Here is a 14509-nt window from a genome sequence, read left to right on the forward strand (position 1 = left end):
CCATGGCCGCCCGAGCGGTACGCAGGCCGAAACCCAGCAGGCTCAGCGTGTCCATGACGATGACCCGCCGGTTTCGGCCGGCCGGCGTGTGCGCGATACCCGGCAGTTGGTAAAAGGCCTCCAAACCGCCGACCGCGTTCAATGTCAACTCGGTCAGCAATATCGCGTCCGGGGCCGCCGCGATAACCGCTTCGCCGCCGATCGGCTTATTGCCTGAAAAGTCCTGGGCGGCATTGCGGGCGCCGGCCAGCGCGATCACGGCGTCGGCGGCGGTATCGCGGCCGGACACCAGCGGCGCGCCGTGCGACACCGTCATGAAAAACAGCACCTTGGGCGCTTGAGCGCGTCGCGCGCGCAACGCGGTCAAGCGCTCGAAATCGGCGTGGACTTGCCCCGCCAGGCGTTCGCCCTCGGCCGGTTTGCCGAGCACCGCCGCGACGGTCGCGATCTTCTGGATGATGCCTTGCTCTGAATAGTCCTCGGCAACGGTTTTGACTTCGACGCCGGCGCCGCGCAATTGCTCCAGCACCGGTGGCGGCCCGGCGTGAGCGCAGGCGAGCACCAAGCTCGGCGCCAGCGACAGAATGCCTTCCGCCGACAGCGCGCGCTGGTAACCGACTTGCGGCAGCGCCTTGGCGGCTTCCGGCCACGAGCTGGTGGTGTCGACGCCGACCAGACTGGCCTGGCCGTCCAGCGCGTAGACGATTTCGGTCAACGCGCCGCCGACCGACACGATGCGCGGCGGCGCGGCGGCGGCCGCGAGCCACGCCGCGGTCGCCAGCGTCGCGCCCAAAAGTACGGAGAATGATGAGGTCGTGGGTTTCATGCTCGGGCGTCCGTAAAGGGTTATCGGCTTGAACGTGGTCAAGGCCGCTTCGGTGGCTTGGCCGGTTTACGCCGGCGCTTCGATCGGCTCGCGGGTCTGGTGGCCGACATCGTTGACGTGGCGGATTTGGTTCAGATCGCCGCCTTCGATCGCGAAAGCCTGAGCGAAGCCTTGCACAAAGCTGCCGCGTTGCGGCCGGATCCGGAACAAATGAAAGTCCTGCATCTTTCGCAATTGTTTGATAAAGGCTCCGAATTTCTCCTCGAACAAGCTCATCAGGTAGGCGAAGGCCGCGCTGTCGCGGTCGATTTCGCCGGCCGCGCAGTGGTAGGTGACCCGCTGGCGGGCGAACAAGTGCGCCGCCTTGGCTTCGTCCTCGACGAACAACAGGCAGACCTTACCGTTGTCGAGCAGGTTGCGGGTATGGGCGGACAACTCGCTGACGTAGATGTAATAGTCGCCGTCGTGTTGCAGATACGCGGCGTAGCTGGCTTCCGGTTCGCCGGCGGCGCTGACGGTTGCCATCAGTACCGAGTCAAAGGTTTGCGGCAGGGCTTGACAGGCGGCGCGGACTTGTTCGAGATCGATGCTGGGGTGGTTCATGATAAAAGTTCTCCGGGAAAAAATGACCGGGCGGTCGGGCTAGGCCTGGGTCGGGGTTGGGACGGCCGGGCGCGGCAGCGCCGCCAGAAAGTCGCGCCACGGCGGACTCTCGCCGGCGTCTTCGTCGAATTCGCCGCAGACCGCGGCGACGGTCCGGCCGGCGGCGTCGCGCAGCAGCAGGCCGCTAAAACGTTGGTGGCGGAAGGCCAATTCGGCGATCGCCAAGTGATCGATAGCGGTCTCGTTTAAATGCAGATTGAACCGGGGATCGAGAATGTTGAACCAGGGACCGGTAATCCGCGGGTTTTGCACCGGGCCGGCGTGGACTTGCAAGGCGGCGCGGCTGGCGGTCAGGATGTGGATCGGCAACAGGGTCTGCGCCAGTAGGCCGATGAAATCCCGAAACAGGCCGGCCGGCAGGCGCTCGGCCGCTTGCCGGGTGCCGGCGTGGCGCCACAACGCGGTCCAGCGCTGCCACGCGGCCGGCAACTCCGGCTCCGGGTTTAGCCAGGGCGCGGTCGGCGCGGTGGCGGGCAATTCCAGCCACGCGTGCTGATCGGCGGCGCGATGGCGTTCGATCAGGCGCTGATAGGCGCCGGTATCCGCGCCCTCGACCAGATATATTTTGTGGACCGCTTCGCCGTCGGCGCCGAAAAACTGCAGACTGCGGCGGGGGCCGTTGGCCGACGGCTCGCTGACCGCGTAAGCGCAATACCAGTCGCTCAGCGCCAGGCACAGATCGACGCGGCGGCCGGCGACGACCGCCAGCCGGCCGTGGATTTCCGGCCGGCCGTAGTCGCCGGTTTTTTCGTGGACGGCGGCGGCGTTGCGGGTCAGCGCCATGACCGGTCCCAGTTCGGCGACACCGCTCAGCAATGCCGGCCAGTCGCCGGCTTGCAGCCGGATCGCGTTGTCGCCGCAACCGGTGGCCAGCAGTTCAGCCTCGCTGACGCCCAGCGTGGCCGCCGCGTCGCGGATGCGCAGATGCGGCCGGCAGCTCAGCAATTCGCGCCAAGCGGCTTTTAACGTGTCCGGCGCGATCGCGTCGCGGGTCAATTGAGTGTTTAACATAGCGATTCTCCTACATGTCGAGGATGGAACCGCCTTGCACGGAGAGGGTCGGGCAAGGCGGCGGCCGCATCAGGCGGCCAGGGTGTTACGGCGGTTCGCGTAGAGCAGCGACATCAGACCGGTACCGAACATCCAAACCGCCGCCGGCAGCGGCACATTGGAAATCGGTCCGCCCGAGGTGTTCAGCGGACCAATGTCGATCGCCACTTGCCCCAGGCTCAAGCTGGGTTCGGCGCTGCTGAACGTGAATTGGTAGCTGGCCACCGCGCTTGGCAGATCCCAGAACGCCAGATATTGCACCAGCGCGACCGCGCCGAACGAGCTGTCGTAGGCCGGATCGTAGTAGGTCTGAGCGGTATAGGTCGGCGCTTCGCCGTTGAGCAGCACGGTCGAGTAATTGGCTTCGATGCCCCAGGTTTCGAATTGCAGTACGGCCCGGGTGGCACCGGATGTGGTGCCGCTCAGCGAGGCGATGAAGTTTTCGACGACGCTGAAGCTGTAAAGATTGCCCGAGCCGGCCACGAAGGTGCCGCTGTTCCAGGCCAGATTGGCGTTGCCGGTACCGGCGCTGCCGACATCCGGCGCGGCGGTGCGGCTACCGGGGTAGGAGCTGTCGACGAAGGTGTCCCATTCCGCGTACAGCGTATTGGCGTCGCCCCGGTCCCAGCCGCCCCAGGTCGCTTCGGTCGGCGTGTCGAAGCCGTAGCCGGCGGCGTAGGGATCGGGATCGTTGGTCAGGTCGGCGTTGGCGAGGCCGGAAACCGCCAGCAGGCTGGAGATCAGGGTCAATTGATGCAGGTGTTTCATGGGTAATGTCCTATAGAAAAAGTGAACGCATCTCTTCGCCGTGAAGACGGTGCGTGGGTATTGTCAAGGTCGCTATCCGCCGCTTCGGCCCCGAGCCGGCGATCCGCGATGGCTTAGACCATCGGCGGTGGCGGATGAAAAAACTCATGATATTTCGTCCAGGCCCGCTCCCTCGCGCGGCGCGGCGAGTTCCGCCGACGGCCGGTAGCGGGATTGGAAGTCCACGACGTAGCGGTATTGCTTGCCGCAATGAATGATGACTTCCTTCTGACCGCGCTTGAGCAGGCGCATTTCCACGCGCAGTTCGCCGAAACCGTCGTGATGCAACAGTTCGTCGAACAAGGTTTCCAGTTGTTTTTTCGGGCCGTTGGCCCGGTAGCTATGATTCATGGCGATTCTCTAATAAGCGATTTTCAGCGTGACGCCGAGATTGCGGCCGGGCCGGGAATAGCGGTCGCGAATGTCGGCATTGGCGAACGGACCCAAATTCCGGTGCGGATTGCTTTCCTGGGTGTCCACGTCTTCCCAGTCGATGTAACGGCTGTCGAACACGTTAAATACCCCGAGGTTCAGGCTGATATGCGGGTTGACCCGGTAATAGGTGTTGAAATCGACGACGCCGTAGCCGCTGGTCAAATAGCTGGCGTCGGCCGGCGCGGTGTCGGCCTGTTTGGGCCCGACCAGCGTCAGAATCAGTTCCGAGCCCCAGTCGCCGCTGGGTTGGTCGTAACGCAGGCCGACCACGCCCTTGATCGGGCTGATCTTGCGCAACGCCACATCGTCCGCGCGGCCGCTGCGCAGATTGCTGCCTTCGGTGTAGGAGCCGCTCAGCAGCAGGCTGGTACCGGACAGCGCCGGCCAGAATCCGTCCAAAAACAGCTGGCTTTTCAGTTCGACGCCCTGCATCCGGATCGGGTCGGGGCTGTTGACGGTTTGATAGGTCAGGTACTGGCAGCCGCTGCCTTGGTCGCAGACGGTCGCGTCGTACATGAAGTCCTGGTAGTCGTTGCGGAAAAATGTCAGGTCGAACTGGCCGGCGCCGGTCTGGCCGCGCAAGCCGACTTCGGCGCCGACGCTGGTTTCCGGGGCCAGCGCGCTGTTGGGTATCGTCGTGTAGCCGAAGGCGGCGTTGGTAAAGCCCAGATTGCTGTCGCTGAAGTTTGGGCCGCGGAAGCCGTGGGCGTACTGGCCGTGGATTGTTAAAACGTCGTTCAAGTGCAGCAACGCGCCGAATTTGGGTAGAAAGGCTTCGGCGTCCTTAATCGTCGGCACGATCGGGTCCGCGCCTTCCGAAACGGCTTCGGCCGAGGCCTTTTCGAACAAATAGTCGGTTTGCGGCAGTAAGCGGTAGTACTCCCAACGGCCGCCGGGGATGAATTCGACGCGCCGCTGGAACAGGCTGATCCTGTCTTGCAGATAGGCGCCGGCCTTGGTGATGGTGCTGAGCGGGAAGTCGCGCACCGGGAATTCGTCGGGCAGTAGGGTATGGGTGACGGTCCCCTTGCCGTTGGTGCATTCCGGGGTGACGCCGCCCTGACGCGGCGGGCGCGGTTTGCCGGTCAAACAAATCAACGTGCCGTCGCGTTGTTGGGCCACGCTGTTTTTGCTGATCTGGCCGCCGTATTGCAGGTCGTGCTCGCTGCCGGCGACTGCGAAATGCTTGTCCAGCCGCAGTTGACCGCCGAAGTCCTCGTTGTCGAAATCGAAGATGCGCTCGATCAGCACATGGCCGTTGGCGTTGGAGGTGCGGTCCTGATGCGTGACTTGGCGGGTGGCCGAGCGTTGCGTGTAAAACTGCCAGAAGACTTGGTCGAATAGCGGCGCGTCCAGTGTCTTCAGGGTGTGGTCCAGCGATAGCCGCCAGCGCGATTGGTCGTCGTCGGTCAGCATTCGGTTGACGAAGCGGTTGCTGATGTCCAGATTTTGAGCGTACAGCGCGTCGATCGCGGAGACCTTATTCAGCCATTCGCCGCTGACCCGTATCACGTTGTCGTCGCTAAAGCGGTACAGTAATTTGGCCAGCAAGTTGTAACCCTGGTTGTCTTGCGGGCTGGGCAGGGTTCGCCGCCCGTCGCGGGTGTCGATGCCGCCCTGGTTGTCGGTTTCGTTGGCGTGGCTGTGAGTGAATACCGCCAGCCCCTCCCAGCCGCCCAGTGCGCCGGCGGCGGTGCCGGTTTGGCTGAATTGGTTGTCGGTGGTGTTGTAATGCAGTTTCAGGCCGGTATAGCTGCTTTTGCCGAATACCCGCAAATAGTCTCGCGGGTCCTTGGTGACGAAATTGACGGTGCCGCCCAGCGCGTCGCCGCCGTAAGCGGCCGGGCCGCTGCCTCGGGTGATTTCAACGGCTTTCAGCGCATCCATGTCCACCGCGTTGCGCGTCGAATTGGCGAACGAGCCGATGCTGAAACTGTCCGGCAGGCGCACGCCATCGATCTGCATTAACACCCGGTTGCCGCTCAGACCGCGAATCGCGAAGCCGGTCGAACCAAAGCGCTGCGGATCGCTGCCGACATTGACGCCGGGTTCGTAACGAATCAAATCCTTGATGTCTCTGACCATGTGTTGTTCCATCGTCGCGGCGTCGATGGTCGATTGCGTACCGGGCCGCTCGGCGGCTTTGACATCGGCGGCGGACTTGACGGCGACGGTCGGCAGTTCCAGGTCTTCGGCAGTGTCCGGAGCAGGCTCCTCGGCGCGCGCCGGACCGACCAGCAGGCACAGCAGAACGCAGAAGCCGCCGCGCCGCGCTATCCAGTAGCGAGTCGGCCGCGGATAGCGCGCGCGGACGGCCTGGGTTGTCGAAAATTCGAATGTGTTAGCCATGTGTGTTCGCAATCAGTCGAAATCGCTGGCTGCCTGGCACGCTGGCTAGGGGGCTGACGGGGTTTTAAAATCAAACAGGTCCGACACGCCGTTTTGGGAGTGTCGTCGGCCGAGTTGGCCGGTCGGCCAATCGGACTAACCGCCGCGCTATCGGTCCGGTCGAGACGCCTGGGCCTTAACGGAACGTTCGATGGCTGGGGCCGGTAACCGGAAGGGTGACATCCTTGTCGGCCGACCTATCCTGGTCGGCATCCATTGCGGTCGCGGCCGCCGCGCTGTTCAAAACGGCGGCCGTCGGCATCATTGCCATCGGTGCTCGGGTTCCGCGCCGAGTTCGCGGCGCGGGTCAATCGGGCGACATGCCGCTCCGTCGGAGCGGCTATGCATTCCAGCTTTTGGCTACCTGGCGAGGATGGCGGGGTGGCGGATTTTGCCGGGTCCAGTGGCCCGGCCTTGCGGAGTTAAGGCCGTTCCGGTTCCGAGACGAACCCGATTCGGGTCACGCCAGCCTTGGCCGCGTCGGCCAACGTTTCGGCGATGTGCCGATACGGCGCGTTCTGGTCGGCGCGAATGTGCAGTTCCGCTTGTTCCGGCGCTTGGCCGAGTTCGGCCAGGCGCTTGCCGCACTCGGCGCGGTCCAGTTTTTCCTGGTTCCAGAACAATTGGCCGTCGGCGTCGATGGACAGCGCGATCGGCGGTTGTTCCGGCCGTTGCGGAATGCTGCTGGCCTTGGGCAGATCGATTTTGACCGCATGTGTCATCATCGGCGCGGTGATCATGAATATCACCAGCAGCACCAGCATCACGTCGATCAGCGGGATCATGTTGATTTCCGACACGGTGTGGCCCGAGCCGGGTTTGTCGAAGCCGCCGAAAGCCATTAGCGTTCTCCCGCGTAGGCCAGGTTGGCGCTGCCGGACGCGGCCCGCACCGTGGTTTGGGCGGGATTGAAGGTGCTGCCGGTGGTCAGGAAGGCGAATAGGTCGTGGGCGAAACCGTCCAGCCGTGCCAGCAACAAGCGGTTGCCGCGCACGCAGTCGTTATAAGCCAAGACCGCCGGGATCGCGACCGCCAAGCCCAGGCCGGTCATGATCAAGGCTTCGCCGACCGGTCCGGCGATTTGGTCCAGTGTGGCCAATCCGCCCTGGCCGATGCCAACCAGCGCGTGGTAGACGCCCCACACCGTGCCGAACAGGCCGACGAAGGGAGCGGTGCTGGCGATCGAGGCCAGCGCGGTCAGGCCCCATTCCAGTTGGGCGGTCTCTTCGTCTATCGTGCGCCGCATTGCCCGAGTGAGGAATTCGCTCGCCGAGCCGGCTTGCTGTAAGCCGTGGCCATGACGGGCATGGTGCTGGCTAGCGGCCAGCGCGTGGCGGGTCAGATTGCTGAACGGGTCGCGTTGCGGACGGATTTGCACCTGTTCGGCGACTTCGGCCAACGATTCGGCGTTCCAAAACCCGTTCAGGAATGCGTCCGCCTGACGCCTGACGCGAATTGCCCGCCAGGCTTTGACGGCAATGAAATACCAACTGGCCACCGACATCGTCAGCAGCAGGCCGAACAAGCCGGCCCCCACGCTGTCGGTTTGGCTCAGAAAGTGGTTTAGGCTTTGGTTTAGTTCCATGGTTTATCCTTCCAGTGTGAATGAAACGGGTACCACGACCCAGGCGGAGACGGCCTGGTCGCCGCGCTTGGCCGGCACGAAACGCCATTGCTTGACGGTTTCCAGCGCGGCTTGGTCGAGGCGGTCGTAGCCGCTGGTTTTTCGCAATGTGACTTGGTCCACGCCGCCGCCGTCATTGACCAGGACCCGGAGCAGGACCTTGCCTTGTTCGCCCAGTTGGCGGGAAGCGGGCGGGTAGGCCGGTGCCGGGTTGTTCAGATAATCGGCGTTCAGATTGGGCAGGCTTAACGGCGCGGTGGTGTTTGCGGTTTCGGTCGGCGCGGACGCCGGCGCGGATGTCGCTGGAGCGGGCGCCGGATTTGGCGCGGGTTCGGCGCGCGGCAATTCCGGCTTTGCTTCCGGCATGGCGCTAATGGCGGGTTCGTGGCTGGTCGCCGCCAATAAGCGTGGTTGCTGGACCGGCTTGGCCGTGGCCTGGGTTTTCTTGACCGTTTTGGTCGGGGTCGGGGCCGGCGGTTTTGGCTGAACTTGCGGCGGTGCCGGCGCGCGTTGGGCGCTGTTGATCCACTCTACCTGGATCGGTCGCGGCGGCGTTGCCGGCGGTGGCGTATCGTGGTCCGGCATCAAACCGAACCAAGCCAGATGCAGTCCCATTGCCAGAACCAAACCTAAGCCGCGTTCGTTGATTTCGGCGGAGCGGGCCGCGATGGCAGCGGATTGGTACGGACGCTCGGCCGGCAAAAAGCGCATCGGCGCCAGGCAGGATAGCGAACGTAAGCGGTGGGTCGGTAACATGACAGCCTCTCCGTCAAGGGTGGAAAAGATTGGCTGGCTACCGGAGGTTGGCTGGCTGAGGTGGATGGAACGCGCTATTTGGTCAAAATCAGTTTCCCGTTACTGGTAATGCGCAGTCGGTATTCCTCACCCTGGTGCTCGATGACGATCTCGGTTTGGGCGCCGAACAGCGTGCGACTGTTCAGCCGCGTTCGGTTGCGCAACGCGTCGGCATTGGAGCCGGCGGCTTTTGCTATCGGGTGGGTATTGGTATCGGTCATATGTTTTTCCGGAGTTGGTCACGGTGAATTTAGTGGTATCGCGGCTGGCCGCTTTCCCGCCGTTCCAGCAACAAACCGGTGACTCGCTGCCAGTGGTCGTGCAATTGCAAATACATATCTCGACTAGCGGCGGTATGTTCCAGTTGCGGATGACTCAACAACAGCGCCAATTGGCTGACGATGCGGTGCGCCAGTTTCGGGCAATGTCGGCCATTGATGAACTGCGTCATCAGCGAGCAGGTCATGGCATGCAGATGCGTCAATTCTCGGCCGCTGGCCGGGCTGGGTAGTCGGTCGTGGAACATGATGGCCTCCGCGGATTTTCTAAATAATCAAAAACGCCGCACGCTGTTTAACGTATTCATTTGTGCAGGTGCGGCGTGACAGGACGAGAGAACACTGTCGGTTACAAATGATAATGATTCTCAAGTTCGAGTCAAGCAGAATTTTTCCATCTGTCGGTTAGGCCGGCGATAAAAGGTCTTGCGTTTTTAGGATTGGAGAAATTAAGGACGGGTTTGCGCCGGGGCGCGGGTACTTGTGTTTGGTTATTCCGGAGACTTCCGGAAGTGGGACTGTTTCGGCGGGGGGTTGGGGGCCGGGATTGCTGTTTTTCAGTAAAAGAGTAGCAAAGTCAGGCGTTGCTGATGCGATTGGTAGCGGAGCTTAGGAGACGGCGAGGGCGGTGGCGATGGGGCGGATGATGGTCCGCCCGCCGACGAATCGGCGGGCAAGAAGAAAACTCGCCGGATGGCTTATATCCAGTCGGTATCGCTGTCGTCGACGGCATCGGCGTCATAACCGCTGTCGTCGCTGACAAGGAAGTCGTTGCGGTTATCGTCCGCTTGGCCGGATTGGAGCGCATCGTCGCCGTAATAGTTGTTGATGACGGTTTGTTCCGGTACCAACTCGTTACCGCCGTTGTGGCCGCCCCACGCGGAACCTCCAAAACCGCCGCCGTGGTGCCCCAACAGGCTTTCGATGCCTTGAAACAAAAATGATCCGGCAACGACCCCGGCCGCGGTGGTGGCGATGTTGCCTAGAAAGCTGGAACCGCCGCCGAAAGTGCCTGCTTGCGGCGGCATCGCCGCCGCTCGCGAAGGTTGGTAGCTGCCTGCGCCCGGAACGCCGGGACCGGTCGGCTGCGCCCACGGATCGTTTTGCAAAAATCCGCCGCGTTGCGAAGCGTTCTGCAATTGGTTTTGCAGCTCGGCGATTTGCGCTTTTGCGGCGTTTAAGGCTTGGTCTTGCAGCATCGCGCGTTGTACCAGCAGGTAAGCGGCGTCCGGCTGCCGCGCGACGGTTTGGGCGATCAGCGCCTCGGCCTCGGCGTCCTTGGCGGTCAATTTGAATTCGCTTAAGGGTTTCAAAAACTGGGTAAGTTGATCGCGTTCTTGTGGGTTCATCGGAATGGCTCCCTGGCTTTGGAATAGGCCGGCCTGGCGGCCGGTGTCGCAACTGACTGCCGGTTCGGCATAAAGTTTCCGACGATCTGGGGGTGGCTGGCGGTTTTTCAATAGAGGGCCAATCTTCGGTGGCATCGGTTAGGCTTGTTTCACCGGAATGGCAACCGGCATACGTTCGCCTGGCGATTCACGGTAGTCTTGGGCGGATGAAGCCGCGACCAGGGAGCGAAGTTCTATCGCGCTCGGCAAGTAAAGTGTGTTGCGTGGCGGGCGACGGATTGCGCAAATCGCTGGTAGCCGATCCTAACTGCTCGCGAGATAAGTTCATGTCACCCGCCAACGCCGGGTAGCCTGAAAGCATTGAGTCTGGGGGCGAAAGCGGTTATCGCCGACAATCGGCCGGCGATAGACCAAGAGTAAATCGGACTGGATAACCGCTGTGGGGCCGGTCCGATCGCGAGAGCGAGGGTTTACTGGGCTTTTGCCAATTCGGCGCGCATTTCGGCGATGACGGCTTTGTAATCGGGCTTGCCGAAGATCGCCGACCCGGCGACGAAGGTGTCGGCACCGGCTTCCTTGATTTCGCGGATATTGGCGGTGTTGACGCCGCCGTCGATTTCCAGACGGATATCCAAACCGCTGTCGTCGATGATTTTTCGGACTTGGCGCAATTTTGGCAACGCGGAAGGCAGGAAGGACTGGCCGCCAAAGCCGGGGTTGACCGACATCAACAGGATCATGTCGCATTTATCCAGTACGTGTTCCAAATAGGTCAACGGCGTGGCTGGATTGAAAACCAGGCCGGATTTGCAGCCGTGGTCGCGGATCATTTGCAGGCTGCGGTCGATGTGGCGCGACGCTTCCGGATGGAAGGTGATGTAGCTGGCGCCGGCCTTGGCGAAGTCGGGAATGATGCGGTCCACCGGCTCAATCATCAAATGCACGTCGATCGGCGCGGTGACGCCGTGCTTGCGCAGTGCGTCGCAAACCAAAGGTCCTATCGTCAGATTCGGTACAAAATGGTTGTCCATCACATCGAAATGCACAATATCCGCGCCGGCATTCAACACGTTGACGACTTCCTCGCCCAAACGCGCGAAGTCGGCGGAAAGTATGGAGGGTGCAATCAGATTATCAGCCATTTTTTTATCCTGTTGGTGAGGTGAAAACTCAGCATTATATATTAAGTATTCGCGGGTGAATTTCGGTTTTTTTGGCCGCAGTCAGCCAGACGCCGGGTTCGGCGAATCCGGGCCGGAGTGGGTTTAAGCCGGGACTGGCGAGTCCGGCGAGGTTGCGGACGGCCCGCTTCAGATCGCGGCGGTATCGATGTCGGCAGTGGATTTGACGATGCCTTGCCGGCTGGCCAGCAGCGTCAGTTCCGCCATGTTTTTTACCCCAAGCTTGTCCTTGATCGAAGTGGCGTGGTTGCAGACGGTTTTATAACTCAGACAGAGTTTTTCGGCGGCTTCCCGCGATGTCAATCCATTGGCCAACAGGCAGAAAATGTCGAACTCGCGCGGCGACAAGGCTTTGATCTTGGTTTCTTCGTCTTGGTCCACCGCCATATTGATGGCGAGTTGTTGAGCGATGTCCGGATCCACATAGGTACCGCCCTCGGCGATCGTGCATACCGCGGTCACCAGGGTGTCGGGCTCGTTGTTTTTGGTAATGTAACCTTTCGCGCCGGCTTTGATGGCCCGGGTCACGTAAACCAGTTCGTTATGGATGCTGAACACCAGGATTCGGCACTGCGGGTGCCGGCTCAACAGGCGGCGTATCGACTCAAAGCCACCCAGGCCGGGCATCGACAAATCCATGACCACGACATCCGGCATTTGCTTGGAATAGAGCTGACAGGCGGTTTCGCCGCGGTCCGCCTCGTAAATTTCGCCGATGCGTTCCGATAGGCCTAGATAGGTTTTATAACCGGTTCTGACGACGGCGTGGTCGTCCACCAGCAGGACATTGATTTTGCGATTCACTGAGTTCAGCCGGAAAAAAGTGGGTTGGATTGCCGGCGGCGTTGGCGTACCGGATCCGGGTTCACACGGCGGCTTCGATGCCGAGCGTCATCATGATGCCTGTTTTCGCCGGTTCGAACCATGGGAGCTTTTCCTGTTCTGGTCGCGGTGTCGCGTCGCTGTACGGGAATATTTCTCGACGATTTTCTTGTCATTTTCCCCGTTTCTTCATGGATTCTTCCGTAACGCCGCCGATGGGCTTTCTTTACCATTTGCGGCAGCATGGCACGGCCGGTCTTAAGTCTTCGTGTGCGACTTGATCGAGACGGCTGATGTGGAAAGGCGATGGCCTCGCCGCGGGTTCCCGGATCAAACCGAAACGAACGCACCCCTGTTCGGTTTCGGTGGGGACATCGACGGCGCATCGGCTTTTTAAACTAAGGCTCCCTTAAACCTGATCTGTCGGGCCATGCACCCACATAAACAACACAGGAGGATTCATGCAAATTTCACGATTTGCCAAGCAGGTAACGACATCGGCTCTATTGACGAGCGCCGCGCTGGCTGTGTCGCAATCGGCGCAGGCGAATAAGGAACTTGAACAATTGTCCAAGCAGAACACCAATTGGGTGATGCAGACCAAGGACTACAGTTCCACGCATTTCAGCGAGTTAATCGACATTAATGCCAATAACGTCAAGAATCTGAAAGTGGCATGGTCGTTTTCCACCGGCGTGCTCAATGGTCACGAAGGCGGTCCATTGGTCGTTGACGGCATCATGTACGTGCATACGCCGTATCCGAATAACGTGTTTGCGCTGGATTTGAACAATCCCGACAAGATTTTCTGGCAATTCAAGCCTAAGCAAAATCCCGCGGCGCGCGCCGTGGCTTGCTGCGACGTCGTCAATCGTGGTCTGGCCTACGCACCGGCGGGTAAGGACTACCCTGCCACGATCTTCCTGAATCAATTGGACGGTCATATCGTCGCGTTGAACGCCAAGACCGGCGAAGTGTTATGGAAAATGGAAAATTCCGACATCGCAATGGGTTCGACTCTGACCATGGCGCCGTTCGTGGTCAAGGACAAAGTCATCGTCGGTTCCGCCGGTGCCGAGCTGGGCGTGCGCGGTTACGCGACAGCCTACAACATCAAGGACGGTAAACAAGCTTGGCGGGTTTACGCCACCGGTCCCGATGAAGACTTGAAACTGGCGAGAGACTTCAACAGCGCCAATCCGCATTACGGTCAATTTGGCTTGGGCCAAAAAACCTGGGAAGGCGACGCCTGGAAAATCGGCGGCGGTACCAACTGGGGTTGGTACGCTTACGACAGCGACCTGGAAATGCTGTACTACGGTTCCGGTAACCCGGCGCCTTGGAACGAAACCATGCGTCCTGGCGACAACAAATGGACGATGACCATCTGGGGCCGCGACGTCAACACCGGCGAAGCTAAGTTCGGTTACCAAAAAACGCCTCACGACGAGTGGGATTATGCCGGCGTCAACTACATGGGCTTGTCCGAGCAGGTGGTTAACGGTAAAAAAACCAAGCTTTTGACCCACCCCGATCGTAACGGTCTGGTCTACACCTTGAACCGTGAAAACGGCGATCTGGTGAACGCGTTCAAGATCGACGACACCGTCAACTGGGTGAAAAAAGTCGATTTACAGACCGGCTTGCCGATCCGCGATCCGGAATATTCCACACACATGGACCACCAAGCCACCGGCATCTGCCCGTCGGCGATGGGTTACCACAACCAAGGTATCGAGTCCTACGATCCGAACAAGCAATTGTTCTTCATGGGTACCAACCATATCTGCATGGACTGGGAACCGTTCATGCTGCCTTACCGTGCCGGTCAATTCTTCGTCGGCGCGACTTTGAACATGTATCCGGGTCCTAAAGGCACCTTGGGTCAAGTCAAGGCGATGAACTCGGTCACCGGCAAAATGGAGTGGGAAGTTCAGGAGAAATTCGCGGTCTGGGGCGGCACCACCGCGACAGCAGGCGATTTGGTGTTCTACGGTACCTTGGACGGCTACATCAAGGCCCGCCACTCCAAAACCGGCGAAGAACTGTGGAAGTTCAAACTGCCTTCCGGCGTTATCGGCCATCCGATTACCTATAAACACAACAACAAACAGTATGTTGCGATTTATTACGGTGTCGGCGGCTGGCCCGGCGTCGGTCTGGTCTTCGACTTGGCCGATCCGACCGCCGGTTTGGGCGCGGTGGGTGCGTTTAAAGAATTGGCGCACTACACCCAAATGGGCGGCGGCGTGATGGTGTTCTCTTTATAAACATGTAGGTCGGGTTGGCGA

General features: G+C 60.8%; 16 protein-coding genes. 2 read left to right on the forward strand and 14 right to left on the reverse strand.

The genetic code is table 11. From position 1 onward, the window contains the following. From AC3B8H_RS02690 to AC3B8H_RS02755, 14 genes are all read right to left on the reverse strand, one after another. The coding region (locus AC3B8H_RS02690; protein ID WP_488440075.1) for a heme/hemin ABC transporter substrate-binding protein at nt 1-826 on the reverse strand (826 nt) is incomplete at its 3' end. A 66-nt stretch (nt 827-892) separates the two neighbouring features. Further along, complete coding sequence (locus tag AC3B8H_RS02695) at nt 893-1429, reverse strand: HugZ family pyridoxamine 5'-phosphate oxidase (protein ID WP_488440076.1); 537 nt, start codon at nt 1427-1429, stop codon at nt 893-895. Nucleotides 1430-1468: 39 nt separating this feature from the next. Continuing rightward, nucleotides 1469-2500: a ChuX/HutX family heme-like substrate-binding protein gene (locus tag AC3B8H_RS02700; RefSeq protein ID WP_488440077.1), complete on the reverse strand. Its 1032-nt coding sequence runs from the start codon at nt 2498-2500 to the stop codon at nt 1469-1471. Between the two features lie 69 nt (nt 2501-2569). Further along, nucleotides 2570-3307, reverse strand: a complete 738-nt coding sequence (locus tag AC3B8H_RS02705; RefSeq protein WP_488440078.1) for a VPLPA-CTERM sorting domain-containing protein — start codon at nt 3305-3307, stop codon at nt 2570-2572. Nucleotides 3308-3451: 144 nt separating this feature from the next. Beyond that, nucleotides 3452-3697: a hypothetical protein gene (locus AC3B8H_RS02710; RefSeq protein ID WP_488440079.1), complete on the reverse strand. Its 246-nt coding sequence runs from the start codon at nt 3695-3697 to the stop codon at nt 3452-3454. A gap of 9 nt (nt 3698-3706) precedes the next feature. Next, a complete protein-coding gene (locus AC3B8H_RS02715; RefSeq protein WP_488440080.1) occupies nt 3707-6130 on the reverse strand; it encodes a TonB-dependent hemoglobin/transferrin/lactoferrin family receptor in 2424 nt (807 codons plus the stop codon). Nucleotides 6131-6591: 461 nt separating this feature from the next. Beyond that, the gene (locus AC3B8H_RS02720) at nt 6592-7011 is read right to left on the reverse strand and encodes an ExbD/TolR family protein (RefSeq protein WP_488440081.1); all 420 of its coding nucleotides are present in this window, start codon (nt 7009-7011) and stop codon (nt 6592-6594) included. Then, nucleotides 7011-7754: a MotA/TolQ/ExbB proton channel family protein gene (locus AC3B8H_RS02725; RefSeq protein ID WP_488440082.1), complete on the reverse strand. Its 744-nt coding sequence runs from the start codon at nt 7752-7754 to the stop codon at nt 7011-7013. Before AC3B8H_RS02725 ends, AC3B8H_RS02720 begins: the two co-directional genes overlap by 1 nt. Nucleotides 7755-7757: 3 nt before the next feature. Then, nucleotides 7758-8549: an energy transducer TonB gene (locus AC3B8H_RS02730; RefSeq protein WP_488440083.1), complete on the reverse strand. Its 792-nt coding sequence runs from the start codon at nt 8547-8549 to the stop codon at nt 7758-7760. 74 nt (nt 8550-8623) lie between these two features. Next, nucleotides 8624-8809 carry a hemin uptake protein HemP gene (gene hemP, locus AC3B8H_RS02735; protein ID WP_488440084.1) on the reverse strand — a complete coding sequence of 62 codons (186 nt, stop codon included), beginning with the start codon at nt 8807-8809 and terminating at the stop codon, nt 8624-8626. Nucleotides 8810-8838: 29 nt separating this feature from the next. Further along, nucleotides 8839-9114 (reverse strand): hypothetical protein, encoded by a 276-nt coding sequence (locus tag AC3B8H_RS02740; RefSeq protein ID WP_488440085.1) that lies wholly within the window; start codon nt 9112-9114, stop codon nt 8839-8841. A gap of 450 nt (nt 9115-9564) precedes the next feature. After that, a complete protein-coding gene (locus AC3B8H_RS02745; protein ID WP_488440086.1) occupies nt 9565-10215 on the reverse strand; it encodes a DUF2076 domain-containing protein in 651 nt (216 codons plus the stop codon). 470 nt (nt 10216-10685) lie between these two features. Then, on the reverse strand, nt 10686-11357 hold the full coding sequence (gene rpe / locus AC3B8H_RS02750) for a ribulose-phosphate 3-epimerase (RefSeq protein ID WP_488440087.1): 672 nt from the start codon (nt 11355-11357) through the stop codon (nt 10686-10688). A gap of 168 nt (nt 11358-11525) precedes the next feature. Further along, nucleotides 11526-12200 carry a response regulator gene (locus AC3B8H_RS02755; protein WP_488440088.1) on the reverse strand — a complete coding sequence of 225 codons (675 nt, stop codon included), beginning with the start codon at nt 12198-12200 and terminating at the stop codon, nt 11526-11528. On the opposite strand from AC3B8H_RS02755, the gene AC3B8H_RS02760 reads away from it, so the two are divergent. Both AC3B8H_RS02760 and AC3B8H_RS02765 read left to right on the forward strand, forming a co-directional pair. Further along, a complete protein-coding gene (locus tag AC3B8H_RS02760; protein ID WP_488440089.1) occupies nt 12190-12480 on the forward strand; it encodes a hypothetical protein in 291 nt (96 codons plus the stop codon). The genes AC3B8H_RS02755 and AC3B8H_RS02760 overlap by 11 nt on opposite strands. A gap of 199 nt (nt 12481-12679) precedes the next feature. Next, nucleotides 12680-14488, forward strand: coding sequence for a methanol/ethanol family PQQ-dependent dehydrogenase (locus AC3B8H_RS02765; RefSeq protein ID WP_488440090.1), 1809 nt, complete (start codon nt 12680-12682; stop codon nt 14486-14488). Nucleotides 14489-14509: the final 21 nt, after the last annotated feature.

This window comes from Methylomonas sp. BG-2 (assembly GCF_057766305.1).

Excerpts from the sequence above, each read along its gene's own strand:
- AC3B8H_RS02695 (WP_488440076.1), bottom strand. The coding sequence starts at position 1,429 with ATGAACCACCCCAGCATCGATCTCGAACAAGTCCGCGCCGCCTGTCAA.
- AC3B8H_RS02700 (WP_488440077.1), bottom strand. The coding sequence starts at position 2,500 with ATGTTAAACACTCAATTGACCCGCGACGCGATCGCGCCGGACACGTTA.
- AC3B8H_RS02705 (WP_488440078.1), bottom strand. The coding sequence starts at position 3,307 with ATGAAACACCTGCATCAATTGACCCTGATCTCCAGCCTGCTGGCGGTT.
- AC3B8H_RS02710 (WP_488440079.1), bottom strand. The coding sequence starts at position 3,697 with ATGAATCATAGCTACCGGGCCAACGGCCCGAAAAAACAACTGGAAACC.
- AC3B8H_RS02715 (WP_488440080.1), bottom strand. The coding sequence starts at position 6,130 with ATGGCTAACACATTCGAATTTTCGACAACCCAGGCCGTCCGCGCGCGC.
- AC3B8H_RS02720 (WP_488440081.1), bottom strand. The coding sequence starts at position 7,011 with ATGGCTTTCGGCGGCTTCGACAAACCCGGCTCGGGCCACACCGTGTCG.
- AC3B8H_RS02725 (WP_488440082.1), bottom strand. The coding sequence starts at position 7,754 with ATGGAACTAAACCAAAGCCTAAACCACTTTCTGAGCCAAACCGACAGC.
- AC3B8H_RS02730 (WP_488440083.1), bottom strand. The coding sequence starts at position 8,549 with ATGTTACCGACCCACCGCTTACGTTCGCTATCCTGCCTGGCGCCGATG.
- hemP (WP_488440084.1), bottom strand. The coding sequence starts at position 8,809 with ATGACCGATACCAATACCCACCCGATAGCAAAAGCCGCCGGCTCCAAT.
- AC3B8H_RS02740 (WP_488440085.1), bottom strand. The coding sequence starts at position 9,114 with ATGTTCCACGACCGACTACCCAGCCCGGCCAGCGGCCGAGAATTGACG.
- AC3B8H_RS02745 (WP_488440086.1), bottom strand. The coding sequence starts at position 10,215 with ATGAACCCACAAGAACGCGATCAACTTACCCAGTTTTTGAAACCCTTA.
- rpe (WP_488440087.1), bottom strand. The coding sequence starts at position 11,357 with ATGGCTGATAATCTGATTGCACCCTCCATACTTTCCGCCGACTTCGCG.
- AC3B8H_RS02765 (WP_488440090.1), top strand. The coding sequence starts at position 12,680 with ATGCAAATTTCACGATTTGCCAAGCAGGTAACGACATCGGCTCTATTG.